We start from the raw sequence: 23,999 nt of genomic DNA, 5'->3' as shown, positions 1-23,999 counted from the left end.
GGTCTTGCGTTTCCGACTCTATCAGACTCTTTCGTGTCCGATTCCCGGTCGAAGCGGGCCTCGCAGTTTTCGCTTTCCAGTTCTTCGCTTTCGCGTTTCCCTTTCCGGCGAGTCCGACTCTATCAGATCCTTTCGGGCCTGATTCCCAGTCAGCGGGGCTTGTCTTCCCGGCTGTTGGGCCGTTCCGACGTCCCAAACTCTAGCGGATCTTCCCGGCGGCTCATAATCGAGCCTTCGAAATCAATTTCGGCATACCGAAATTCTCCCGAGTGGGAGATCGTGCTGAGTTTTGGTTGCCGCATTCGCGGCGGGATCGGTTGTCGCAGAAACATTTCGGCTCCGTGACAACTCGAAGAACCTTACGGATCGCGGAGGGGCATGTCAACCCCTCCCTGACCCGCCCGGCAGGACCTCGTCAGTCCAGGTCGGTGAGGCGGCCGCCGGCGTCCGGCTGGGCGTGTTCCACCCGGCGCAGGAGCCTGATCAGCATCTCGCCGAGAGCTCCGCGCTCGTCGCCCGAGAGGTCCTGGAGCAGCTCCTCCTCGAAGTCCGTGGCCATCCGCATCGCCTCCAGCCACTTCGTACGCCCCTCGTCCGTCAGCTCGACGATGACGCGGACCCGGTTGTTCTCGTCGCGGTCGCGGGTGACCAGGCCCTCGCCCGCCATGCGGTCGATGCGGTGCGTCATCGCGGCCGGGGTGAGTCCGAGCCGTTTGGCCAGCTCCCCCGGGCCCAGCCGGTACGGGGCGCCGCCCAGTACGAGGGTCTTGAGGACCTCCCACTCGGCGTTGCTGATGCCGAGGGCGGCGACCTGGCGTCCGTACGCCACGTTCATCCGGCGGTTCAGCCGGCCGAGTGCCGAGACGACCTGCTCGACCTGTGGGTCCAGGTCCCGGAACTCGCGCTGGTAGGCGGCGATCTGCTCGTCGAGGCTCGGCTCCTGGAGGCCCGGCTCGGTGGTGTCAGACATGGCGCGCAGTATGGCACGCCACCCATGGCCATCGAAGTCCTTCGGTCTGTATTGTTGAGCTTCTAACTTTAGTGCTAAAGTCTTCGGGTTCGAGTCGTCCGGACCGTCCGATCGTCCGGGCCGCACAGGCCGTCCGGGCCGTCCGGGCCGTCCGGCTTTCGCTCGATCACATGGCTTCGAGACCTTGAGGTAGGTGAGTGTGACCAGGGAAATGGGTGCAGCACTGCGGCGGATCCAGCTGGGGAGCGCGCTGAGCGCGTTCGGGCTGGGGTTCACCGTTCCGTATCTGTACGTCTATGTGGCGCAGGTACGGGATCTGGGTGCCGGTACGGCGGGAGTCGTACTGGCGGTCTTCGCCATGGCAGCGCTCGCCGTCCTGCCGTTCACCGGCCGGGTCATCGACCGTCGCGGGCCGCTGCCCGTACTGCTCCTCGCCTCGGTCGTCGCCTCCCTGGGCGCGGCAGCCCTGGGCTTCTCCTCGCAGGTGACCGCCTCCGTCCTGTCGGCCGCGGTCCTCGGCGCGGGGACCGCCGTCATGCAGCCCGCCCTCGCCACGATGCTCGTGCGGTGCTCCGACACCGGCACCCGTACCCGTGCCTTCGCCATGCAGTTCTTCCTGCAGAACCTGGGGCTCGGCATCGGCGGACTGGTCGGCGGGCAGATCGTCGACACGGAACGGCCGTCGTCCTTCACCTTGCTGTTCCTGATCGAAGCGGTGATGTTCCTCGTGCTCGGCGCCATCACGGCGACCGTGCGGATGCCCCGTACGCCTGCCGTCGCGGCGGGGATGTCCGGTGCCGGGGACGCCGCGCGGGGCGGGATGCGGGCGCTGCTCTCGCACCGGGCCATGGTGCAGCTGTGTGTGCTGGGGTTCGTGGTGTTCTTCGCCTGCTACGGACAGTTCGAGTCCGGCCTCGCCGCGTACGGCACTGAGGCCGCCGGGATCAAGCCCTCCACACTCGGGATCGCGCTGGCCGCCAACACCGCGGTCATCGTCGTCGCCCAGTTCGTGGTGCTGCGCCTTGTGGAGCGCCGCCGTCGCAGCCGGGTGATCGCCTCGGTCGGTCTGATCTGGGCCTTCGCCTGGATCGTGGCGGGCTACGCCGGCCTCGGGCACGGCAGCCAGACCATGGCGACGGCCGCGATGATCTCCACGTACGCGCTGTTCGGGCTCGGTGAGTCGATGCTCTCGCCGACCGTCGCACCGCTGGTCGCCGATCTGGCGCCGGAGTCGATGGTCGGGCAGTACAACTCGGCGTTCGCCCTGTGCAAGCAGCTGGCGCTGGCGGTCGGTCCGGCCGTGGGCGGTCCCATGGGGGCCTCACTGCACGGGCCGTACATCGTGACGTTCGTGCTGTTCTCGCTGGGCATCACGGTGCTCGCGCTGCGGCTGGGCCGGCGGCTCACCCCCGTACAGGACCAGCCCTCGCTCGCGGCGGTGCCGTCGCGGGTGGTGGCCGTGTCGTTGCCGGAGAGCGCGTCGGCCGAGGTGCCGGCCCCGGTCGCCGCTGTCCACTGAGGGCCGGGGCCCGCGGCCGCCTACCGGGGCAGGGCGAATTCGCACCAGACGGCTTTGCCCCCGCCCGGTGTGCGGCGGCTGCCCCAGGACGTGGCGATCGTCGCGACGATGGAGATGCCCCGGCCCGCCTCGTCCGCCGGTTCGGCGCGGCGGCGGCGCGGCAGGTGGTCGTCGCCGTCGGTCACCTCGATGATCAGCCGGCGGTCGGTGCGCCGCAGCCCCAGGCGCATCGGCGGTGTGCCGTGCTGGAGGGAGTTGGCGACCAGCTCACCGGCGGCCAGGACGCCCAGGTCGCACAGGTCCACCGGGAAGCGCCACGACGTCAGCACGCCCGTCGCGAAGGCGCGGGCGCGCGGAGCCGCTTCGATGCCGCCGAGCAGATCGAGCGAGGCGTTGTGGAACAGCTCCGCGGTCGGCCCGGTGCGGGCCGGGTGCTGGACCACCAGTACCGCCACGTCGTCGTCGTGTTCCGCGGTGATGTTGAGCGAGCGCATCAGGCGGTCGCAGACCACCTGCGGTGCGCCCTTCGCCCCGGACAGCGCGCGCTCCAGCGCGGCCACGCCCTCGTCGATGTCCTCGCTGCGGCGCTCGACCAGGCCGTCCGTGTAGAGGACGGCGGTGGAGCCGGGCGGCAGCGCGATCGTGCCGGAGGTGTGGGTCCAGCCGCCGGTGCCGAGCGGCGGCCCGGTCGGGCCCTCGGCGCGGTGCACCGTGCCGTCCTCGTCGCGCACCAGGATCGGGAGGTGACCGGCGGAGGAGTAGACCAGCAGCCCCTCGTTGGGATCATGGACCGCGTAGGCGCAGGTGGCGATCTGGCTGGCGTCGATCTCCGCGGCCAGCCCGTCGAGCAGCTGGAGGACCTCGTGCGGCGGGAGGTCCAGCCGGGCGTAGGCGCGGACCGCGGTGCGCAGCTGGCCCATCACGGCGGCGGCGCGCACCCCGCGCCCCATCACGTCCCCGATGACCAGGGCGGTGCGGCCCGCGCCGAGGGTGATGACGTCGTACCAGTCGCCGCCGACCGCCGCGTCCGTGCCGCCCGGCTGGTAGGTGGCGGCGATCCGCAGGTCGTCGGGCTGCTCCAGCTCCTGCGGGAGCAGTGAGCGCTGGAGGGTGACGGCCGTTTCGCGGTGGCGCCGCTCGCTGGTGCGCAGCCGCTCGGCCGCTTCCGCGTGGTCGGTGACATCGGCGGCGTACACGAGGACTCCGCCCTCGTGCCCCTTGTCCTTGTCGCGCGATACGGGGGTGCAGGTCACGGTGTACGAGCTGCCGCTGCCCGCCTTGCGGGACTTGACCGTGCGGGGTGTGCCGCTGCGCAGGACCTGGTCCATCAGGGGGAGCAGGCTGAGCTCGGTGAGCTCGGGCATCGCCTCAGCCGCGGGGGCACCGGACGGGCGGGGGCCGAAGGCGGCGGCGTAGGCGTCGTTGACGTACGCGATGCGGTGGTCGGGTCCGTGGACCAGCGCGACGAGGGCGGGCAGCTGGCCGAGGATGTCGCGGGCGGAGAGGTCCTCCAGGGCGGGCGCCGGGGGGCGGGTCGCGGGGCCGTCCGGTTCGCCCTCCGGCGGGCCGGACCCGGTCTCGTCCTGTGCGTACTCGGCGCGGGCCGCCGGTACGGCACTGTGGTCGTCCCGGGCGGCGCGACGCTGCGTACCGGGTAGGCGGGCGCTCCAACGCGTGAAGTTCACGGAATTTCTGGCCTCGTGTGTCGGTCTGGTCCGCTCGGGCGGGCTGCTTCCTCTGCCGGATCCTCTGCCGGTTCTTCCTGCCGGTTCTCTCTCGCCGGTTCGGGGCCGGACCGGCGGGAAGGCGCAGCCGGAGCCGGTCTCTGCTGGTCACTGTCGGTCGCTGCCTGCCGGGTCACTCTGTGCAGATGTGAGCCCACCTATGGTCACACGTCCAGTGTGACGGACCCTACTGACACCGGGCTGGCACCGGGCCGACACCGGACCCTACTGACCGTCGTCGCCGTCGGGCCCGGGACGCCTTCCCGCGGCGAGTTCGAACTCGGCCCTGGGGTGTTCCAGCGAGCCGAGGGAGACGATCTCGCGCTTGAAGAGGCCGGCGAGGGTCCATTCGGCGAGCACGCGGGCCTTGCGGTTGAACGTCGGGACCCGGCTCAGGTGGTACGTGCGGTGCATCAGCCAGGCCGGGTAGCCCTTGAGCCTGCGTCCGTAGACATGGGCGACGCCCTTGTGGAGGCCGAGCGAGGCGACGGAGCCCGCGTAGCTGTGCCGGTACTCCTTGAGCGGTTCGCCGTTCATGGACGCGACGATGTTCTCCGCGAGGACCTTGGCCTGGCGGACCGCGTGCTGGGCGTTGGGCGCGGTCTCCCGTCCGGGCTCGTCGGAGGTCAGGTCGGGGACCGCGGCGGCGTCACCGGCGGCCCAGACGTGCTCGGCCCCCTCGACGGTGAGCCTCGCCGTGCAGATGAGCCTGCCGCGCTCGTTGAGCGGGAGGCCGGTGGCGGCGAGCAGCGGCGCGGGCTTCACACCCGCCGTCCACACGAGCGTGCGGGTCGGGAAGCGGGAGCCGTCGCTGAGCACGGCCACCCGGTCCTCGCAGGACTCCAGCCGGGTGTCGAGACGTACGTCGATATTGCGGCCGCGCAGCTCCCGTACGGCGTACTTGCCCATCGATTCGCCGACCTCGGGCAGGATGCGGCCGGTGGCCTCGACGAGGATCCACTTCAGGTCCTCGGCCTTGATGTTGTGGTAGTACCGCGCGGTGTAGCGGGCCATGTCCTCCAGCTCGGCCAGCGCCTCCACGCCCGCGTAGCCGCCGCCGACGAAGACGAAGGTGAGGGCGGCGTCGCGGATGGCGGGGTCGCGGGTGGCGGAGGCGATGTCCATCTGCTCGATCACGTGGTTGCGCAGCCCGATGGCCTCCTCGATGGTCTTGAAGCCGAAGCCGTGGTCGGCGAGGCCGGGGACCGGGAGGGTGCGCGAGACGGAGCCGGGCGCGATGACGATCTCGTCGTACGGGATCTCGACGGCTCCGGTGCCGTCCTCCCCCGTGGCCAGGGTGGTGACCGTCGCGATGCGCTTGGCCGTGTCGATGCGCTGCGCCTCCCCGATGACGATCGTGCAGTGCGGCAGGACGCGGCGCAGCGGGACGACCACATGGCGCGGTGAGATCGAACCGGCGGCGGCTTCGGGAAGGAACGGCTGATACGTCATATAAGGATCAGGCGTGACGACGACGATCTCGGCCTCGCCGCTTCTGAGCCGCTGCTTCAGCTTCCGCTGGAGACGCAGCGCGGTGTACATCCCGACGTAGCCGCCGCCGACGACGAGAATGCGCGCACCCGGCGTGGGGCCGGGGGGTGTTCCCCCGGAATCTGAAGCCATCACCACCCCATGACGCAACGCGCTCCGGAGTTTGTCCACAGCCCCGGCAAATTGTGTGACCGGAGCTTCCGAACGGGCCGCTCCGGTTGATCGTTGCGGCAATACGGAAGCCCCGCAGGTCAGGGGTTGCGGTGAGGGGCACGGGCGGAGGGCGAATCGGTGACCAACCGGTCCTTGTTCCGATCGGGGGGCGCTCCGGGCGGAACTGCCCCCTTCTGAATTGACCCTGGCTCAACTATGTTCGTGTGTCGTCGGGGTGTCGGATGTGGACCATCGGTCAACCCGGCAGACACGGCGGGAGTCTCCGGGGGGAGACGTCATAACCGGGGGAACAGTCATGCATATTCAGGAATCGCATTGGCCGACTACTGCTGTCGCGTCCGAAGGAAACGGACGAATCGGCGCAGTCGGCACAGTCGGAACGGTGAGCGGTATCGGGCCGTCAGGGGCCGCCCCGCCGTCGGGAGCAGTGAGCACTCTGGGTGCCGCGCTCGGCGCGGGCACCGTCGGTGCCGGAGCGCACGGCCGCTCGGCGCCGCTGCGGGTGGACGCGCAGCGCAATCTGGAACATGTGCTGCGGGCGGCACGCGAAGTGTTCGGCGAGCTCGGGTACGGCGCTCCGATGGAGGACGTGGCGCGTCGCGCCCGGGTCGGTGTCGGCACGGTGTACCGGCGCTTCCCCAGCAAGGACGTGCTGGTGCGGCGGATAGCCGAGGAGGAGACCTCCCGGCTGACCGACCAGGCCCGGTCCGCGCTGGGTCAGGAGGAGGAGCCGTGGTCGGCGCTGTCGCGCTTCCTGCGGACCTCCGTCGCCTCGGGCGCGGGCCGGCTGCTGCCTCCGCAGATACTGCGGGTCGGCGTGGACACCGACGACTCGACGGTGGTCGGCGATCCGGGCGCCGTACGGGCGGCGGAACCGGCCGGACCGGGCTCGGCGGCCGGTGACGCCCAGGACGAGCACCGGGTGCCGCAGCAGCGGCAGGAGGTCGGCCAGGGGGGCGGTCAGGCGTCGGCAGGTCAGGCGCCGGCGGGTCAGGCGCCGGCGGGTCAGGCGCCGGCGGGTCAGGTGGCCGGACAGTCGGTCGGACAGACCGCCGGGCAGCCGCTCGGACAGAGCGCCGGACAGGGCGGGCCGCGGGTGGCCGAGGCCCGGCCTGTGCCGGGGTCGGAGATCGACGGCGTCAGCAGCGGAGCGGCCGAGCTGCTGGAGGTAGTGGGCCGGCTGGTCGACCGGGCGCGGACGTCCGGTGAGCTGCGCCGCGATGTGACGGTGGCCGATGTGCTGCTGGTCATCGCGACGGCGGCGCCCTCGTTGCCGGACGCGGCTCAGCAGGCGGCTGCTTCGGCCCGGCTGCTGGACATCCTGCTGGAGGGGCTGCGCTCGCGGCCTGCGTGAGCGGGCGGGGCGGGGCGGCGTGCTGTGAGCGCTGCGTCGGCGGGCTGGGGGGCGTACGACCGCGCGCGCTGAGGCAGCCGGCTGCGTGAGCGCTGCTTCGGCGGGCTGCGTGAGTGCTGCGTCGGCGGGCTGCGTCTGTCTGCGCGGAATGCGGCGAGCGCGGTGAGTGCGGTGGGCGCGGTGAAGGCCGGTCGGAGCGTCGGTTGTGGCCCCGTGATCGCGGAGGCGGACCGGCGGACCGGCCGTGGCCTCTTTCGTCGCTCTCGTCGATCTCGTCACTCTCGGCGTTCTCGTCACTCTCGGCGCGACCTCGCTCAACTGCCGCAGCAGCACATCCTGTTACTCCTTCCCCGAACAAGTGTCCGCTAGTGCTCATATTCGGGAGAACGCCCCGGATGAGTGGTTGGCGGGGCTGAGGGGCCGCCGCCCCTGCCCTCTGTGGCACGCTTGCCCGGTATTCGGGTCCGAAAGCGCATACGGGGGCGTCCGCGATGAGCGGTGACGGGCAGCAGGAAGAGTCGTTCGACGGTGTCTCCGCCACGGACGGCGGCACCGGCACGGGCGGCCTGCCCTCGGAGCAGGTGCCGAACCAGGCCGGACCGGGGCGCCAGAGCGCCGGCGAAGAGGCCGGCGGCACGGTTCTCCCCGGACCGTGGCCCCCCGCACCGGTCGAGAGCCCGGCAGCGGCGGACACGGACGCGATCGACGCCGCAGCGGCGGCGGCCGCGGTCCCCATGCAGCGGGTGGGCAGCGGCTCGGCCGCCGCCGACGCCTCCGGACTCGCCCCATCCGACGCCCAGTTGATCCAGCGGATGCGGGACGGCGACGACCTCGCGTACGAGGAGCTGTTCCGCCGGCACTCGGACGCGGTGCGCCGGTACGCGCGCACCTGCTGCCGGGACGCGCACACCGCCGACGACCTGACGGCCGAGGTCTTCGCCCGGACGCTGCAGGCGGTACGGGGCGGCAAGGGGCCCGAGGAGGCCGTGCGCGCCTACCTGATGACTGCGGTCCGGCATGTCGGCGCCGCGTGGACGAAGACCGCCAAGCGGGAGCAACTGGTCGACGACTTCGCGGCGTTCGCCGCTCAGGCGTCGCGCTCCTGGGAAGTGTCGGACGCGGACACCCTCGATCTCGGCGCCGACGTGATGGCGATGCACGAGGCCGAGCAGTCGATGGCGATGCAGGCCTTCCGCAGTCTCCCGGAGCGCTGGCAGGCGGTCCTGTGGCACACCACCGTCGAGGAGGAGTCGCCCAGCGACATCGCCCCGCTGTTCGGGCTCACCGCCAATGCCACTTCGGTGCTGGCCAGCCGCGCCCGCGAAGGGCTCAAGCAGGCGTATCTGCAGGCCCATGTGAGCCAGGCGCTCACCTCCGGCGGGGACTGCGCGCGCTACGCCGACCGGCTCGGCGCCTATGCCCGTGGCGGGCTGCGGATGCGGGCCGAGCGCGGGCTTCGGGGGCACCTGGACGAATGCGTGAAATGCCGGTTGGCGGCGGGCGAACTCGCCCATGTGAACGCCGGGATCCCCGCGCTGCTCCCGGTCGCGGTCATCGGCTGGTTCGCCGCCGGATACGCGCTCAAGGCCGCCGGGATCGTGGCGGGCGGCGCAGCCGGTGCGGCGGGCGCGGGTGCCGCGGCTGCGGCGACCGGCGGAGGTTCGTCCGCGGGGTCGGCCGGTGGCGCCGCCGCCTCCGAGGGGCTCGGCGCTCCGGCGAAGGCGGGCATCGCGGCGGCGGTCGTAGTCGCGGCGGCGGCCGGTCTGGTCTGGGCACTGGTCGGGGACGAGCAGCCGAGGCCCGAGGCGAAGCCGGTGGCCAAACCGCCGGCCGTGGCGCCCGCGGTGCCGTCGCCCGCGCCGCCGAAACCGAAGCCGACCCCGCCTCCCAAGCCCGCGCCGGCCGTTCCCGTACCGCCGAAGCCGACGCCCACGCCGACTCCCACACCCACGCCCACGCCGACGCCGAAACCGAAGCCCACCCCGCCGGCCCCCGTCCCACCGCCGCCCGCCCCGAAGCCGACTCCGACACCCACCCCGACCCCGACCCCGACTCCTCCGACGCCACCCGCACCGGCGCCGGAGGTCTACCAGGTCAACGAGTTGAGCTACACCCTCTTCGGCGACCACACCGGGCCCGAGGTGGTGCTCGGTGAGAGCAGCTGGGTCTGGCAGCGTTCCGGGATGTCGATCGGCGGCACGCGGTACGCCCACGGGGTGACCGTGCACAGCCGCTCCTCGGTCGTCATCCAGCTGAACCGCGGGTGCACCCGTTACGAGGCGATGGTCGGCGTCGACGACCTGACCATGGGGCTCGGTTCCGTGCGCTTCTCCGTGTTCAACGGCGCCGGGGCGCGGCTGTGGCGGTCCCCGGTGATGAACGGCAACGACCCGGCCGTACCGGTCGGCGTCGGCATCGACGGCCAGGACCGGATCCGGCTCGTCGTGGAGCCGATGACCGGGTTCGGCGGGGTGGCGCTCGCGAACTGGGCCGAGTCCCGCATCAGCTGCCGCTGACCGGGCCCGCCCGGCCGGGGCATGCCCCACCACGGTGCCCGCCGTTTCAGCGGGCGGCCGCCTCCGGAGGTGGGAGCTCCGCGGTGATGTCCATGAGCAGGTCGATGACGTTGTCGACGGTCAGCCCGCGGCCCGCCGCGTGCTCCTCCTCGTACTGCCGCGCCCCCAGTTCCTTGCGGGCCAGCCGCGCGGCCGCGTCGACCTCGGACTGTTCCGCCGCGGTCCTGGGGCCGGACAGCCGCCAGCTGTCGGCGGCGGCCAGGATGCGTACGGCGGCCGCGTGACGGCCCACCTCGGGCAGTACGGTCACCACGCCGTCCGCCAGGTGCCCGGTGACGATCTCGGCGCACTGCGCGTCCCGTGCCGAGACGAGGGCCGCCGTCAGCCCGCGCAGGCCGGCGGCCGGACCGCCGCCGGGCCCCGGTTCGTGGATGGTGATGCGGGCCGACAGCCCCTCCAGGATCGCGTTGAAGTGCGTCGGCGGGCTGCCGTTCTCGTTCTCCGCCTTCGCCTCGGCGTACATCCGCCGCGCCGCCGCGACATCACCGCGTTCCAGCGCCATGGTGGCCCGCAGGTACGGGACGTACGCGGCCGCGTCGTGCGTCTGGTAGCGCCGTGCCTCGGACTCGGACCGTTCCAGGAGCTGATCGGCGGTGGACTGGTCGCCGGTGCGGTAGAAGAGTTCGGCGAGCCTGGCCAGGAGGAACGGGGCCTCGGTATGGGCCCCGACCTCGTGGGCGAGCAGCAGGGCCTCCTCGTAGGCCGCACGCGCCTCGTCGTACCGCCCGCGCATCATGCCCGCCTCGGCTGCGGCGGAGGCGACCTGGGCGCGCATCCAGCGGTCGCCGACGACGCGGCCCAGCACGCGCAGCTCCGCCAGATCGGCGTCGACCCCCTGCATGCCGCCGGGCATGTCGACGACCATGTGCGTGCGGAATATCAGCGCGACGCCGTACTCCCACGCCCCGCCATGGATACGGGCGTTGTCGACGACCGAGTCGATCCTCCTCCGGACGTCCTTCATGCCCAGACTGAAGAATGAGGTCATCGGCCAGAGCAGCCCGGGGAAGCGAGCGGCCTGGGGTCCCGAGGACATGAAGGCGTCGCCCACCCGGCTCGCGAGCGCCTGGACGCCGTGGCCGTCACTGTCCACGTCGGACGGACGGCTGTCCATCTCCAGGAAGAACCAGAGCAGGCGCAGATTCATCCAGGACCAGTAACGGGGATCGGTGCGGTCGGTGGGCTCCGGGCCGAACGCCAGCGCCCGCGCGGTCCAGGTGAGGCCCTCCGTGCGGTAGTTGCGCAGCCACCAGAACCAGCCCATGCCCAGCACCAGACGTGCCGCGTCCGCTTCGGACGGCTGGTCCACCTGGCACGGGCCGGACAGCTGGGGCGACTCGGACGGGCCCGCGAGGGCCGTGGTGCGGTGGAGGGCGGCCCGGATGTTGTCGAGGTCCGTCTCCAGGCGCTGGATCCAGGGGAGCTGGTCGGCGGAGCGCAGCCGTGGCTCGGCCTCCTCGACGAGGGCGAGGAAGTGTGCGGTGTGCGCACGCCCGGCAGCGGCCCGTACGCCCGGGGTTTCGGCGCAGCGCTCCATGGCGTACTCGTGAATGGTCTCCAGGAGGCGGTAGCGCATCCCGCCGCCGTCGACCGGGGTGGCGACGACCAGGGACTTGTCGATGAGTGCCCCGATGAGGTCCGCGGTGTCGGCCGCGGTGTGCCGGGCCGGGCCGGCCGACGTCGTGATGACCGCCTCGGCGGCGGGCAGGTCCCAGCCGCCCGCGAAGACCGAGACCTGGCGCAGGGCGGTGCGTTCGTCCTCGTTCAGGAGGTCCCAGGACCAGTCGACGACGGCCCGCAGGGTCTGCTGGCGCGGCAGTACGGTCCGGCTGCCGCCGGTCAGCAGGCGGAACCGGTCGTCCAGCCGGTCGGCGATCTGGCGCGGGCCGAGCATCCGGAGCCGGGCGGCGGCGAGCTCGATGGCGAGCGGCAGCCCGTCCAGGCGGCGGCAGATCTCGGCGACGGCGTGCGGATCGTGCGCGGCCTCCCGCTCGGGGTCGAACCCGGGCCGCACGGCACGGGCCCGCTCGGTGAAGAGGCGGTGGGCGAGATCGGCCGGGAGCGGGTCCACCGGACGTACGGATTCGCCGGGCACGCCGAGCGGTTCGCGGCTGGTGGCGAGGATGCGCAGCCTCGGGCAGCGGATCAGCAGGGTCTCGGCCAGCGCGGCCGCCGCGCCGATGACGTGCTCGCAGTTGTCGAGGATGAGGAGGTAGGGGCGGGATCTGGAGCAGTGCGCGAGGTGATCGGCGAGCCGGTCGACCGGATCGGTGCGCGGATACGTTCCTTCGTGGCCGCTGTCCCGCAGCAGGGCCGTCTCGCGCAGTCCGAGCGCGGAGAGTACGGCTCCCGGTACGGCTTCGGGGTCTTCCACCGGCGCGAGTTCGGCGAGCCAGACGTCACCGGCGGCGGCACGGCCCTCGTACGCCGCGGACTCCTCGGCGAGGCGGGTCTTCCCCGAGCCTCCGGGCCCGGTGAGGGTGACCAGCCGGGAGCGGGTCAGATCGTCCCGGATGGTGCGGAGTTCGGGCTCGCGCCCGACGAAGGAGGTGAGGCGGGGGCGGAGATTGCCCCGGACGGCTTCCGCCCCCGCGGAGCCGGGTGCGGATGACGCGGGGGTGAGCAGTCCGCGGTGGAGGGCGGTCAGTTCGGGCCCGGGGTCGGTGCCGAGCCCCTCGGCGAGGGCGCGGCGCGCGTCCTCGTACGCGGCGAGCGCGTCGGCCGGCCGGCCGGCGGCGCGCAGGGCGCGGATGAGCTGGGCCCGGAAGCGCTCGTCGTACGGGTGGGCCGCCGTCAGCTCCATCAGCTCCGGCACCAGGGCGGAGGGCGGGGCTGCTGCGGGTGGGGGCGGGGTGGGTGGGGGCGTGGCGAGCGGGGCCGTGGCGGGCGGGGCCGTGGTGGGCAGGGTCGTCCGGGGCTCGGCCGCTTCCCCCGTCGGTCCGCCGGCTCCCGCGCATCGCAGGTCGGCCTCGATGCGGTGCTCCAGTGCGGCCAGCCGGTGGGCCTCCGGACGCAGCGCGTGGCCGTGGTCGCGGTCGGGCAGGTCGGCCAGGGCGGGTCCGCGCCAGAGGGCGAGTGCCGTACGGAGCGTGCGGGCGGCGTCCTCGGGCGCGTCGGCCTCCAGCTCGGCCGTGCCCTGCCGGGCGAGCCGCTCGAACACGTGCAGGTCGACGTCTTGCGGGCCGGCCGCCAGGCGGTAGCCGCCCGGGGTGCTGGTGACCGCGTCCTTCCCCAGCGCCCGGCGCAGACGGCCCACCAGGGCCTGGAGCGCGGCGGGGGCGTCCGCCGGGGGCTCGTCCGCCCACACGTCGTCGACGAGTTCGGCGATCGGCACGGGCCGGCCGGGGCGCAGCGCCAAGGCCGCGAGGAGGGCCCGCAGGCGCATACCGCCGAGGGGCAGCGCACCGCCCTCCTCGTCTCGCGCCTCCGTGGCGCCCAGGATCAGATACCGCACTCCGCCATTGTGTCCCGCCGGTCGGACAACGGAAGGCGGCCGGCCCATGCCGGGCGGACAACGGGCGGCGGCCGGACCACGGCAGCCGGACCACGGACTGCGGCCGGCGGGCGGCCGCCGGACCACGGCAGCCGGCCCGAGAGCCCTTCCGCCCGCTCCCCGCTCCCCGCCGTCCGCCGCCCCGCCTACGGCTGCAGTGTCCGTCGTGCCGGGAGCACCCCGCCGGCGACCGCGCGCTGGCGCGGTGCCGCCGTGCCCGTCCAGCAGGTGCCGCGGCGCGAGACGAGACGGCGCAGCCACAGTTCGGTGGAGGCGAGGTCGGCGAGGCCGTCCAAGGGGAGGGGCTCGCCCTCGGCGGCCGCGCGCAGGGCCTTCCGTACGACACGGGCCTCGACCAGGCCCGCGTCGGCGAGCAACGGGGCGTCGAAGAGGGCGATCAGCTCGGGCAGCGAGGCGCGCAGGCCGGTGCGGGTGGCCTCGGTCGAGGTGGCCTGGGAGGGGGTGCCCCAGCCGGGCGGCAGGTCGTGGATGCCGGTGCCCGCCAGGACCCGGCGCAGGATCGCCGCGCGGGCGCCCGGCTGGACCCGGAGGGACTCGGGGAGCGCGCGGGCGGCGCGTACGACCTGGTTGTCGAGGAAGGGGGCGTGCAGCCGCTGGCTGCGGACCTCGGCGGCCTGCTCCAGGATCCGGTGGTCGGCGGCGTTCCGGGCGAGCGCGGCCCTGGCGCGGGCCTCGCCGGGGCGCTGGACGGAGGTGGGGCGGATCGCCGCCTCCTGAAGGCGAACCGATACTTCAGCGAGCGCCTCCCCGGTCAGCCAGCGGGCGGCGGGCCCCGGACGCGACCAGGTCAGCGCGGCGAGCGAGGCGTCCGCTGGGGTGCCGAGGTCGGAGGTGAGGCGGTTGGCGTCGGGAAGGCGGACGGCCGCCGCTTCGAGGCCGGTGCGGTACGACGTACGGGCGAGGCGCCGGGCCGCCCGGTAGACGGTCAGCGGGACGAACAGGGAGTGCGCGGAGGGGCCTTCGGCCTTGGTGAGTGCGGCGACCGGGCGCAGCAGATGGCGTCTGCGGCGGTCGATCAGCAGGTCCGCGAGGCGGGCCGGGTGGGCGTCGAGCACCTGCCGGGCGCCGTCGCCCACGAAGTGGTCGGCGCTGCCCGCGGAGAGCCGGCGGCGGTGGCGTTCGACGTCGACGAGGGACGGGGCCGGTTCGTCGGTCAGGGGGCCGCTCTGCAGCTCGGCGTACGGCAGGGCCTCTTCGCCCGCGGCGACGACGACGTGGTGCAGCCGGGGGTTGGCGGCGATGACACGGGCGCGTTCGAGTTCGTCCTCGTGGGCGCGGGTGGTCAGGTCGTTGAACGTGACGGCGAGCAGCCGCTCACCCGCTCCCGTGCCGTGGCCCAGGAGCGTGCCGGGCAGTCCGGGGAGCCCGGCGGCGAGCAGGGCGAGGGTGGCCGACGCGCTGCCTCCGGAGAGGTCGGAGCCGATGCCGGGCACGGGCGCGCCCCGGGCGGCACGGCGTTCGGCGGGGCCCATGCCGGGGACCGGTCCGGGGTCGGGAGGCATGGTCTCCGGGGCGTGGCGGGGCGCCAGCAGCCTGGCGCGTACGGCCTCGACCAGGGCGTCGCGCACCCCGTCGACGGCGCTCACCGGATCGAGCTCGGGCGCGGCCACGGCGAGGGAGGCCACCGCCTCGTAGCCGGTGATCTCCCGCGAACCCTCGCGGAGGATCAGCGCGTGCCCCGGCGGGATGCGCTTCACACCGGCGTACGGGGTGCCGTCGCGCAGCGCCTCCGGGGTTTCGGGGCAGGCGAGCAGCGCGGCGAGGTGGCCGATGTCGAGCTGTGCCTCGATGAGGTCGGCGAGGGGGAGCGCGGCGGTGGCGTACGCCGTGCCGCCGGCCCAGGGTGTGTAGAAGACGGGGCGGGCTCCGGCGAGATCGCCGACCACGGTGATCCGTCGGCCGATCTGGACGACGGCCGTGTAGCTGCCGGTCCAGGCGGTGAGGTGGCGCAGGGCTCCGCCGCGTGCGGCGAGCAGCCCGACGCGCAGCTGCTCGTCGGTGGCGCCGCAGCAGCCGAGTACGGCGATCCGGGCCGTGGGCGCCCCCTCGGGCGTGTCCACCCGGACGGTGCGGATCTCGTCGGGCCGCCAGTCGCCGACCGCCCAGAGCGGATCCGGGTCCCCCCAGAGGAGTTGGGAACCCACGGGGTGCATCGTGCGCCCGTCGTCACGCGCGCCGACCGCTCCGACCGTGCCGAAGCTCGCGGCGATACTGCTCCAACCCACCAACCAACGCATCGCCGCCTCCACAGGCTGTGGACAAAACGGCGCGGCAGGGCGGTATCGGGAGAACTCCGGTAACGCGCGGCGCCGTTGCGGACATGCTGCCACGACAACGGCGTGCAGGAGTGGCTACGGACGGCGCACGTCGTGAGCGCATGCGCCCCTGGCAAAGGCCGGAGAGGGCTGTCGGCCTCACCGGCCGGCCCATCGCCCGCGCGCGTCGGCCCCGACAGCAACGGAGTTACGGATTCCGCGTGTTGCTGCCTCTTGCGCGCACCACCTCGACGGCCCGGATCCGGCCACCGGGCACGCCCCGCGCGGACGGCCGACGAGATGTCCGCGAATCCGTCCGCCCAACCTCGCTCGACCGGCGATATCCAGCCAATCTCAGGCCGCGTTGGAACCTGAAGGCCAGAAAACCGCGCCCGCCTTCATCCGTATACGTACCGGATTGCTCCGGCCGCATCGGACAGGGTCGCGGGCTGCCGCAGACCGCCTCGGGGAGCCGGAGGAACGATTCGACCGAACGGCACGCGCTCCCACGCGAACTCGCAGAAACTCACGCGGGACTCGCAAGGAACTCACGCGGAGCTTCCGGCGGAACTCCCGTGTGACCTCCCGCGCGAAGGCGGCCTCACCGGGCCCGACACCGGGCCCGACACCGGCCCCGGCCGCTCGTTCCCGGTCCGACGCACGGTCCGACGCACGGTCCGACGCACGGTCCGACGCACGGTCCGGGAGACGCAGTTCGCCTCCCGGACCGGTCCACCGCCTGCGGGGAATGAGGCGGCAGTTTCCCCCAGCCCGCAGTGTCCAGTACAGCGGGCCGACCCACGCAGCACCCATGCAAGCGCTCCCGTACGGACCGGGCCAGAGCGCACGGCCGGGCGCACGGCCACACACGAGGAGCACGCCGGGACACCTCGAACGGGGCCCCCGCGAGGTCCGTCCGGACCTCGCGGACCGGGGACGGCCGTACCCCCCGGGAACACGGGTCCGGGCTGGTCAGCGCGTGGGGCAGGGGTGCGGCCGCACGTCCCGCGACCTGCCCGCCCCCATGCCCGCACCCCGCCTCCCGTGCCGCCCCGGCGATCCCCCCGCGCGCCCCTTCCCGGCCTCCTCCCCCGGCTCCGTTCCCGCCCCCTCCCCGGGCGCGTCCGGGGGACCGCGCCCCTCCTCCCCGTTCTCCCCGCTTCCTCTCCGCCCCGCCTTCACTCTTCTTCCGCCACCAGCCGCCACGGCCGCCCCACCGGCCCCTCGCGCCGTCGGGGTCCCCATCGTTCGCCGCAGTTGGCCGCCAATCGCCGTCGAAGGCTCCGGACGGACAACAATCCCGCCATACGAACGTCCGCCCCTTAACGGTAGGGATGCGGCGAACTACGCTGGGTTTACTGATGTTCTCAGCACAGGGGCATATTCCTCGGGGCTCGGCCAAATGCGTGTGCGGTCGGAGTGCCGGGGTTCGTCCCTGGGGAGAACACGGTACGAATGCCGCGCGCCTCAACGGTGACGCGGCTGCCGTCTGTGTGTCGAGGGGTGGCGCATGTCCAGGGAGCAACGCGGGCCGAACGAGAAGCTCGGAACCGTTCTCGCCCTCGCGGGAATCAGCAACGCCGGGCTCGCCCGGCGGGTCAACGACCTCGGGGCGCAGCGCGGACTGACACTTCGGTACGACAAGACCTCGGTGGCCAGGTGGGTCTCCAAGGGCATGGTGCCGCAGGGCGCCGCGCCCCATCTCATCGCTGCGGCGATCGGCGCCAAGCTCGGCCGGCCGGTCCCGCTGCACGAGATCGGGCTCGCCGACGCCGACCCCGCGCCCGAGGTCGGTCTGACGTTCCCGCGCGATGTGGGTGAGGCGGTCCGCTCGGCGACCGAGCTGTACCGGCTGGATCTGGCCGGACGGCGGGCCGGCAGCGGCGGTATCTGGCAGTCGCTGGCGGGCTCGTTCTCGGTGAGTGCGTACGCCACCCCCGCGTCCCGCTGGCTGATATCCCCCGCCGACCCGTCGGTCGCCCGCGCCTCGGCGGCCGCCGAGGCGGCGGTACTCGGCACGCAGGGCGCACGGGGCGCAGCGGGGGCGCAGGGCGCGCCGGGTGCACCCGGTTCCGCGGCGCCGCCCGGCGCACCGGGGCAGCAGACCCTGTCCGGAACACCGCTCGTGCCCGGTCAGACGGGGGCGCCGCCGGTCCACGGGCACGGCGCGCCACCGGTGCCGGGGCACAGCGTGTCGATCCCGGCCCAGCCGGGTCCCGACTCCCCGCACGGCGGCTCGCCGCTGCGGGTCGGCCACAGCGATGTGTCCAAGCTGCGGGAGGCCGCCCAGGACGCACGCCGCTGGGACTCCAAGTACGGCGGCGGGGACTGGCGTTCGTCCATGGTCCCGGAGTGCTTACGGGTCGACGCCGCACCGCTGCTGCTGGGTTCGTACAGCGACGAGGTGGGCCGGGCGCTGTTCGGCGCCGCGGCCGAACTGACCAGGCTCGCCGGATGGATGGCCTTCGACACCGGCCAGCAGGAGGCCGCACAGCGCTACTACATCCAGGCGCTGCGCCTGGCGCGTGCCGCGGCCGACGTGCCTCTCGGCGGCTACGTCCTCGCCTCGATGTCGCTGCAGGCGACCTACCGCGGCTTCGCCGACGAGGGCGTCGACCTGGCGCAGGCGGCCGTGGAGCGCAACCGCGGGCTCGCGACGGCGCGCACGATGAGCTTCTTCCGCCTGGTGGAGGCGCGGGCCCACGCCAAGGCGAGCGACGCACCGGCCGCGGGGGCCGCGCTGAAGGCCGCCGAGGGGTGGCTGGAGCGCTCCCGGGAGGGCGACGCGGACCCGTCGTGGCTGGGCTTCTACTCGTACGACCGGTTCGCGGCCGACGCCGCGGAGTGTCACCTCGACCTGAAGGCGCCGCGACAGGTGCGGCGCTTCACCGAGCAGGCGCTGTCCAGGCCGACCGAGGAGTTCGTCCGCTCGCACGGGCTGCGGCTCGTGGTGTCGGCCGTCGCCGAGCTGGAGTCGGGGAACCTGGACGCGGCCTGCGCGGCGGGGACCCGCGCGGTGGAGGTGGCGGGCCGCATCTCGTCGGCGCGGACCACCGAGTACGTGCGCGACCTGCTGCACCGGCTGGAGCCCTACGGGGACGAACCGCGCGTCGCCGAGCTGCGGGAACGCGCCCGCCCGCTGCTGGTGGCCCCCGCGTAGCCGGTCCGGTCGACGGGGCCGGGGTCCCCGGCCCCGGTACCCCGTGCCGCCGGATTCGCGGGCGCCACGCTGGCCCTCGCGGGTTTGAGTGCGTTGTCAGTGGGTCAGTGCACTATCGGGGTGGGAGGTGGCGTGATGATGACGCACGCGGCGTACGACTGCGATGTGCTGGTGATCGGCGGTGGGATCGTCGGTCTGTCGACCGCGTATGCGATCACGCGGACCGCTCCGGGCACGCGGGTGACCGTACTGGAGAAGGAGTGGGGCCCCGCACGCCACCAGACGGGGCGCAACAGCGGGGTGATCCACAGCGGCATCTACTACCGCCCGGGTTCGCTCAAGGCGCGGTACGCGGTGCGCGGCGCCGCCGAGATGGTCGACTTCTGCCGGGAGCACGGCATCGCGCACGCGGTGACCGGCAAGCTGATCGTCGCGACCGGGCGCGCCGAGCTGCCCCGGCTGCACGCGCTGGTGCAGCGCGGCCGCGAGCACGGGCTGCCGGTGCGCGAGCTGGGGCCGGCCCAGATCGCGGAGTACGAACCCCGGGTGCGCGGCCTCGCCGCGATCCGGGTGGGCACGACGGGCGTGTGCGACTTCGGCGCGGTCGCCGAGCGGTTCGCCGACGAGGTGCGGGCCGGTGGCGGCCTGATCCGGTTCGGCGCCGAGGTGAGCGCGATCGACCGGCGGCCGTGGGGCGTCGCGGTGCGGACGGCGGACGGCCTGGTGGTGCGGGCCCGGGTGCTGGTCAACTGCGCGGGGCTGCAATGCGACCGGGTGGCGCGGCTGGCGGGCGACGACCCGGGGATGCGGATCGTGCCCTTCCGGGGGGAGTACTACGAGCTGGCCAGGCCCGATCTGGTGCGCGGCCTGGTCTATCCGGTGCCGGATCCGGCGTTCCCGTTCCTCGGCGTGCATCTGACCCGCGGCCACGACGGCGGTGTCCACGTCGGGCCGAACGCGGTGCCCGCGCTGGCCCGCGAGGGCTACGGCTGGCCGGTCGTGCGCCCCCGCGAGCTGATGGACACGCTGAGCTGGCCCGGCTCCTGGCGGATAGCGCGCAGGCACTGGCGGTACGGGGTGGGCGAGGTGCACCGCTCACTGTCGAAACACGCCTTCACGGCGGCCGTGCGGCGGCTGCTGCCCGATGTCACGGAGGCTGATCTGCGGCCGGCCCCGGCCGGGGTCAGGGCCCAGGCGGTCCTCCGGGACGGCACCCTGGTGGACGATTTCCTGATCCGTGAGGCCCCGCACACGGTGCATGTGCTGAACGCTCCGTCGCCCGCCGCCACGGCCTCGCTGCCCATCGGGCGGGAGGTGGCACGCAGGGCGCTCCAGCGAGCGCGGGGGACGGGGTGGAGACCGCCCGCCGTAGAATCAGGGCATTGTGTCTGAGCCCATGAACCCCTCCCCCACGACGCCCGGCGGCGTCGCGCCCGGAGCCGAACCGACAGCGGACGACGTGCCCGGAGCCGGCGCCGTGCCCGACGTACCCGGCGCACCCGCCACCGCCGGAATCCCGGACGATCTGCGTGCCGCGGCCCTGGACCGCCAGCGCAGGCTGCGCCAGGAGCCCCGCTTTCCCGGCGGCCCCGCGGCCGATCCGGCCGGCTCGCACCACGAGCGCCGGATCCGCAGCTTCCAGCCGCGCCGCAGCCGGGTCTCGCCCGGCCAGCAGGACGCCCTGGAGCGGCTCTGGCCGAAGTGGGGCCTGGACATCGACGGGCTGCGGGTCCTCGATCTGCCCGAGCTGTTCGACGGGCTGCCGGTGGTGCTGGAGATCGGCTTCGGAATGGGCGAGGCCACCGCTCAGATGGCCGCCGACGACCCGGGCACCGGCATCCTCGCCGTCGACGTGCACACCCCCGGCCAGGGCAATCTGCTCCGCCTCGCGGACCGCAACGGCATGTCCAACATCCGGGTCGCCAACGGCGACGCGATCATCCTGCTGCGGGAGATGCTGACACCGGACTCGCTGGACGGGCTCCGGGTCTACTTCCCCGACCCGTGGCCCAAGTCCCGCCACCACAAGCGCCGGCTGATCCAGCCGGAGTTCCTCGACCTGGTGGCGCGGCGCCTGCGGCCCGGAGCGGTCCTGCACTGCGCGACCGACTGGGAGCCGTACGCCGAACAGATGCTGGAGGTGCTGACCGCGCACCCCCGCTTCGAGAACACGGCGGCGGACGGCGGCTACGCACCACGGCCCGCGTTCCGGCCGCTGACCCGGTTCGAGGGACAGGGCCTGGACAAGGGCCACGTCGTGCACGACCTGCTCTTCGCCCGCCACTGAGCAGGAACCGGGACAGGAACCGGGACAGGAACCGGGACAGGAACCGGGACAGGGGCCCGAACAGGGACCGGGGCAGGGGCCCGAACAGGGACCGGGGCAGGGGCCCGAACAGGAACCCGGACAGGAACCGGAGGAGCCGGGACCGGCCACACGCCATGGCCGTTGTCAGTCCTCCTCGTTAGGGTCGTGGGATGTCCGACGGTTCTGTCCAGCAGCGGCAGTCACAGCCGGCCGTCCCGGTGCTTGAGCAGCAGCGGGTCGGCGAGATCCTGGCTGCCGTGCCGGAGCGGGGCCAGTGGCGTTACCGGCCGCGCCGCGTCGGCATGCTGTGGCGGAGCAGGACGCTCCGCGTCGTCGCCGTCTTCACCGTGCTGGCCCTCTGCGGCCTGGTGATCCTCGCGCTGGTCCGCGACCAGACGGGCACTCAGGGGTTCCTCGTCGGTCTGGGGCTGGCGGTTCTGCCGGTCCCGTTGCTGATGACGGCGTTCCGCTGGCTGGACCGGGTGGAGCCGGGCCCGTGGCGCAACATGCTGTTCGCCTTCGCCTGGGGTGCCTGCGCGGCCGCCCTCGTCGCGATACTCGCGAATTCCTTCGCGACCCGGTGGATCGCCACGGCCACCGCCGACCCGGGCGGTGCGGACACTCTCGGCGCCACGGTCATAGCGCCCGTCGTCGAGGAGAGCGCCAAGGCCGCGGCCGTGCTGCTGCTCTTCCTGTTCCGAAGACGGGATTTCAACGGGATCGTCGACGGTGTGGTCGTCGCCGGCTTCGCCGCGACGGGCTTCGCCTTCACCGAGAACATCCTCTATCTGGGCAACGCCTTCGGCGAGGACCAGCAGATGGGCTCGGGGTTCGCGTCGGTGACCGTCGCGACGTTCTTCGTACGGGCGGTGATGTCACCGTTCGCGCATCCGCTCTTCACCGTCATGACCGGCATCGGCTTCGGGATCGCCGCGAGCAGCGCACACCACCAGCGGTTCCGCCGCATCGCGCTGCCGCTGCTCGGCCTGGTCCTCGCGATGGGCATGCACGCCGTGTGGAACGGCTCGTCGACGTTCGGCCCGTACGGTTTCTACGCGGTGTACGGCGTGTTCATGGTGCCCGCCTTCGGCCTGGTGACCTGGCTGGCGATCTGGTCCCGCCGGCGCGAGCTGCGCACCCTGGCCGTCGAGCTGCCCGCCTACGCCGCGGCCGGCTGGCTCTCCCCCGCCGAACCCCTCGCCCTGTCCTCGATGCGGGCCCGCGGCAGGGCCAGGGACACGGCACGCCGGTGGCGGGCGACGGCAGTGGGCGGCGGCGGCCCGTACGGGCACCGGGGCTACGCACCGGCCCCGATCACCGCCCAGGCCAGGGCTCAGGCCAAGGCGCAGGGCAAGGCGGCGGCCCGCACGGTCGCCGAGTACGAGTCGTTCGCGACGTCGCTGGCCTTTCTGCGCCGGCAGGCCCGCCGCGGCACGGCGGGCCCGGACCTGGCCGAACGTGAGCTGGAGCTGCTGCACCATCTGTGGCAGCGCCGGGAGGTCGCCGGTCCCGCCCTGGCGTACGCGGCGCAGGCGACGCGCCGCCTGCGCCCCCGGTTCACACCTCCGGCGCCCCAGCCGTACCAGGGGCACGGGGGATACCAGGGGCACGGGACGTACCAGCCCTACGGCAGCCACGCCCCGCACCCGCACCCCACGTATCCGTACGGCCAGGCTCCGTACGGCCAACCCCCGTACGGCCAGGCTCCGTACGGTCAACCACCCGCGTACGGACAGCCGCCGTACACGGGTCAGCCGTACACCAGTCAGCCGTACGCACAGGCCCCGTACGCACAGCCTCCGTCCGACGCGCCGCTCCACAACCCGGCGCCGTACAGCCCGCCGGATCAATACCCGGATCAGTACACCTAGGTCGTGGGACGGTTCTAGGCGGATGCCTCGGTGAGCTCGGTCAGCTCCTGGTCCGTGAGCCGCAGATCGGCGACGGCCACCAGCGCGGGCAGCTGCTCGACCGTACGGGCGGAGGCGATCGGGGCGGCGACGGTCGGCTGGGCCGCCAGCCAGGCCAGGGCCACGGTCGCGATCTCGGCGTTCCGCTCCTGCGCCACCTTGTCGAGCGCGGCGAGGACCTTCTGTCCGCGCTCCGACTCCAGGTGCCGGCCCGCCGTTCCGGCGCGCGCGCTGTCCACGGTCGTACCGGGGCGGTACTTGCCGGTGAGGAAGCCGGAGGCGAGGGCGTAGTACGGGACGGCGGCGAGCCCGGCGCCGGCAGCGATGTCCTGGAGCTCGCCCTCGTAGGTGTCCCTGGAAACGAGGTTGTAGTGCGGCTGCAGGGCCACGTAACGGGCCAGTCCCTCGCGCTCGGAGAAGTCCAGCGAGGCGCGGAGCCGCTCCGGGGCGATGTTGGAGGCGGCGATCTCACGGACCTTGCCGTCCTTCACCAGCTGGTCGAGGGCGGTGATGATCTCCTCGACCGGGACCGTCTCGTCGTCGAAGTGCGTGTAGTAGAGGTCGATGTGGTCGGTACCGAGCCGGCGCAGCGACTCCTCGGCCGCGGCCTTGACGGTGGTGGGGGAGAGCCCCTTGTACGAGGGGTGGGAGCCGACCTTGGTGGCCAGGACGATGTCGGAACGGTTGCCCCGCGCCGCGAACCACTTGCCGATGAGGGTCTCCGACTCGCCGCCCTCGTTGCCGGGGACCCAGGAGGAGTACGAGTCCGCGGTGTCGATGAAGTTGCCGCCTGCCGCCGCGTACGCGTCGAGCACGGCGAAGGACTGCGCCTCGTCGGCCGTCCAGCCGAATACGTTGCCGCCGAGGGAGAGCGGGAAGACCTGAAGGCTGGACGAACCGAGCTTGCGGAGAGAAGTCATGGATGGAACAACTCGTTCCACCGCCTCCGCTATTCCGATATTCCGTGCCGTGTACAGCTACGAACACGGATACGGACACGGACACGGACAGGGATACGGACACGGATACGGATGCAGCGGCGGA

Annotated in this window: 13 protein-coding genes; 7 read left to right on the top strand and 6 right to left on the bottom strand. The window is 73.2% G+C overall.

Features of this window, described 5'->3' with window-relative positions; genetic code table 11:
• Window positions 1–415: 415 nt before the first annotated feature.
• A complete protein-coding gene (locus ACZ6S6_RS31175) occupies window positions 416–970 on the bottom strand; it encodes a MarR family winged helix-turn-helix transcriptional regulator (protein ID WP_362960250.1) in 555 nt (184 codons plus the stop codon).
• Between the two features lie 211 nt (window positions 971–1,181).
• On the opposite strand from ACZ6S6_RS31175, the gene ACZ6S6_RS31170 reads away from it, so the two are divergent.
• Window positions 1,182–2,489, top strand: a complete 1,308-nt coding sequence (locus ACZ6S6_RS31170) for an MFS transporter (protein WP_362960247.1) — start codon at window positions 1,182–1,184, stop codon at window positions 2,487–2,489.
• A gap of 20 nt (window positions 2,490–2,509) precedes the next feature.
• Here ACZ6S6_RS31170 and ACZ6S6_RS31165 read toward each other — a convergent pair whose 3' ends face one another.
• Together ACZ6S6_RS31165 and ACZ6S6_RS31160 are read right to left on the bottom strand one after the other, a co-directional pair.
• Window positions 2,510–4,174, bottom strand: a complete 1,665-nt coding sequence (locus ACZ6S6_RS31165) for an ATP-binding SpoIIE family protein phosphatase (RefSeq protein ID WP_362960244.1) — start codon at window positions 4,172–4,174, stop codon at window positions 2,510–2,512.
• Window positions 4,175–4,438: 264 nt separating this feature from the next.
• Entirely contained in the window at window positions 4,439–5,836 is a 1,398-nt protein-coding gene (locus ACZ6S6_RS31160) for an NAD(P)/FAD-dependent oxidoreductase (RefSeq protein ID WP_469708107.1), read from the bottom strand.
• Window positions 5,837–6,305: 469 nt separating this feature from the next.
• On the opposite strand from ACZ6S6_RS31160, the gene ACZ6S6_RS31155 reads away from it, so the two are divergent.
• Window positions 6,306–7,232: a TetR/AcrR family transcriptional regulator gene (locus ACZ6S6_RS31155; protein WP_469708105.1), complete on the top strand. Its 927-nt coding sequence runs from the start codon at window positions 6,306–6,308 to the stop codon at window positions 7,230–7,232.
• Between the two features lie 491 nt (window positions 7,233–7,723).
• Window positions 7,724–9,748, top strand: a complete 2,025-nt coding sequence (locus ACZ6S6_RS31150) for a sigma-70 family RNA polymerase sigma factor (protein ID WP_469708103.1) — start codon at window positions 7,724–7,726, stop codon at window positions 9,746–9,748.
• Window positions 9,749–9,794: 46 nt separating this feature from the next.
• Here ACZ6S6_RS31150 and ACZ6S6_RS31145 read toward each other — a convergent pair whose 3' ends face one another.
• Together ACZ6S6_RS31145 and ACZ6S6_RS31140 are read right to left on the bottom strand one after the other, a co-directional pair.
• The gene (locus ACZ6S6_RS31145) at window positions 9,795–13,262 is read right to left on the bottom strand and encodes an AfsR/SARP family transcriptional regulator (RefSeq protein WP_469708101.1); all 3,468 of its coding nucleotides are present in this window, start codon (window positions 13,260–13,262) and stop codon (window positions 9,795–9,797) included.
• A gap of 185 nt (window positions 13,263–13,447) precedes the next feature.
• Complete coding sequence (locus tag ACZ6S6_RS31140; protein ID WP_469708099.1) at window positions 13,448–15,559, bottom strand: asparagine synthase-related protein; 2,112 nt, start codon at window positions 15,557–15,559, stop codon at window positions 13,448–13,450.
• A 1,528-nt stretch (window positions 15,560–17,087) separates the two neighbouring features.
• Here ACZ6S6_RS31140 and ACZ6S6_RS31135 point away from each other — a divergent pair.
• The 4 genes from ACZ6S6_RS31135 (at window position 17,088) to ACZ6S6_RS31120 (ending at window position 22,916) form a co-directional block, all read left to right on the top strand.
• A complete protein-coding gene (locus ACZ6S6_RS31135) occupies window positions 17,088–18,737 on the top strand; it encodes a sporulation protein (RefSeq protein ID WP_362960228.1) in 1,650 nt (549 codons plus the stop codon).
• A 135-nt stretch (window positions 18,738–18,872) separates the two neighbouring features.
• Window positions 18,873–20,129: an L-2-hydroxyglutarate oxidase gene (lhgO, locus tag ACZ6S6_RS31130; RefSeq protein ID WP_362960225.1), complete on the top strand. Its 1,257-nt coding sequence runs from the start codon at window positions 18,873–18,875 to the stop codon at window positions 20,127–20,129.
• On the top strand, window positions 20,122–21,024 hold the full coding sequence (gene trmB / locus ACZ6S6_RS31125; protein ID WP_469708098.1) for a tRNA (guanosine(46)-N7)-methyltransferase TrmB: 903 nt from the start codon (window positions 20,122–20,124) through the stop codon (window positions 21,022–21,024). Before lhgO ends, trmB begins: the two co-directional genes overlap by 8 nt.
• A gap of 191 nt (window positions 21,025–21,215) precedes the next feature.
• Window positions 21,216–22,916, top strand: coding sequence for a PrsW family intramembrane metalloprotease (locus ACZ6S6_RS31120; RefSeq protein ID WP_469708096.1), 1,701 nt, complete (start codon window positions 21,216–21,218; stop codon window positions 22,914–22,916).
• A gap of 14 nt (window positions 22,917–22,930) precedes the next feature.
• Here the strand turns inward: ACZ6S6_RS31120 and ACZ6S6_RS31115 are convergent, their stop codons facing one another.
• On the bottom strand, window positions 22,931–23,875 hold the full coding sequence (locus ACZ6S6_RS31115; RefSeq protein ID WP_469708094.1) for an aldo/keto reductase: 945 nt from the start codon (window positions 23,873–23,875) through the stop codon (window positions 22,931–22,933).
• Window positions 23,876–23,999 lie beyond the last annotated feature (124 nt).

This window comes from Streptomyces sp. NPDC048671, assembly GCF_055587045.1.
Note: the sequence above shows the minus strand (reverse complement) of the source record. Positions and strands in the feature narration are given on the sequence as shown.

Excerpts from the sequence above, each read along its gene's own strand:
- ACZ6S6_RS31115 (WP_469708094.1), bottom strand. The coding sequence starts at position 23,875 with ATGACTTCTCTCCGCAAGCTCGGTTCGTCCAGCCTTCAGGTCTTCCCG.
- lhgO (WP_362960225.1), top strand. The coding sequence starts at position 18,873 with ATGATGACGCACGCGGCGTACGACTGCGATGTGCTGGTGATCGGCGGT.
- ACZ6S6_RS31140 (WP_469708099.1), bottom strand. The coding sequence starts at position 15,559 with ATGCGTTGGTTGGTGGGTTGGAGCAGTATCGCCGCGAGCTTCGGCACG.
- ACZ6S6_RS31135 (WP_362960228.1), top strand. The coding sequence starts at position 17,088 with ATGTCCAGGGAGCAACGCGGGCCGAACGAGAAGCTCGGAACCGTTCTC.
- ACZ6S6_RS31160 (WP_469708107.1), bottom strand. The coding sequence starts at position 5,836 with ATGGCTTCAGATTCCGGGGGAACACCCCCCGGCCCCACGCCGGGTGCG.
- ACZ6S6_RS31175 (WP_362960250.1), bottom strand. The coding sequence starts at position 970 with ATGTCTGACACCACCGAGCCGGGCCTCCAGGAGCCGAGCCTCGACGAG.
- ACZ6S6_RS31170 (WP_362960247.1), top strand. The coding sequence starts at position 1,182 with ATGGGTGCAGCACTGCGGCGGATCCAGCTGGGGAGCGCGCTGAGCGCG.
- ACZ6S6_RS31120 (WP_469708096.1), top strand. The coding sequence starts at position 21,216 with ATGTCCGACGGTTCTGTCCAGCAGCGGCAGTCACAGCCGGCCGTCCCG.
- ACZ6S6_RS31150 (WP_469708103.1), top strand. The coding sequence starts at position 7,724 with ATGAGCGGTGACGGGCAGCAGGAAGAGTCGTTCGACGGTGTCTCCGCC.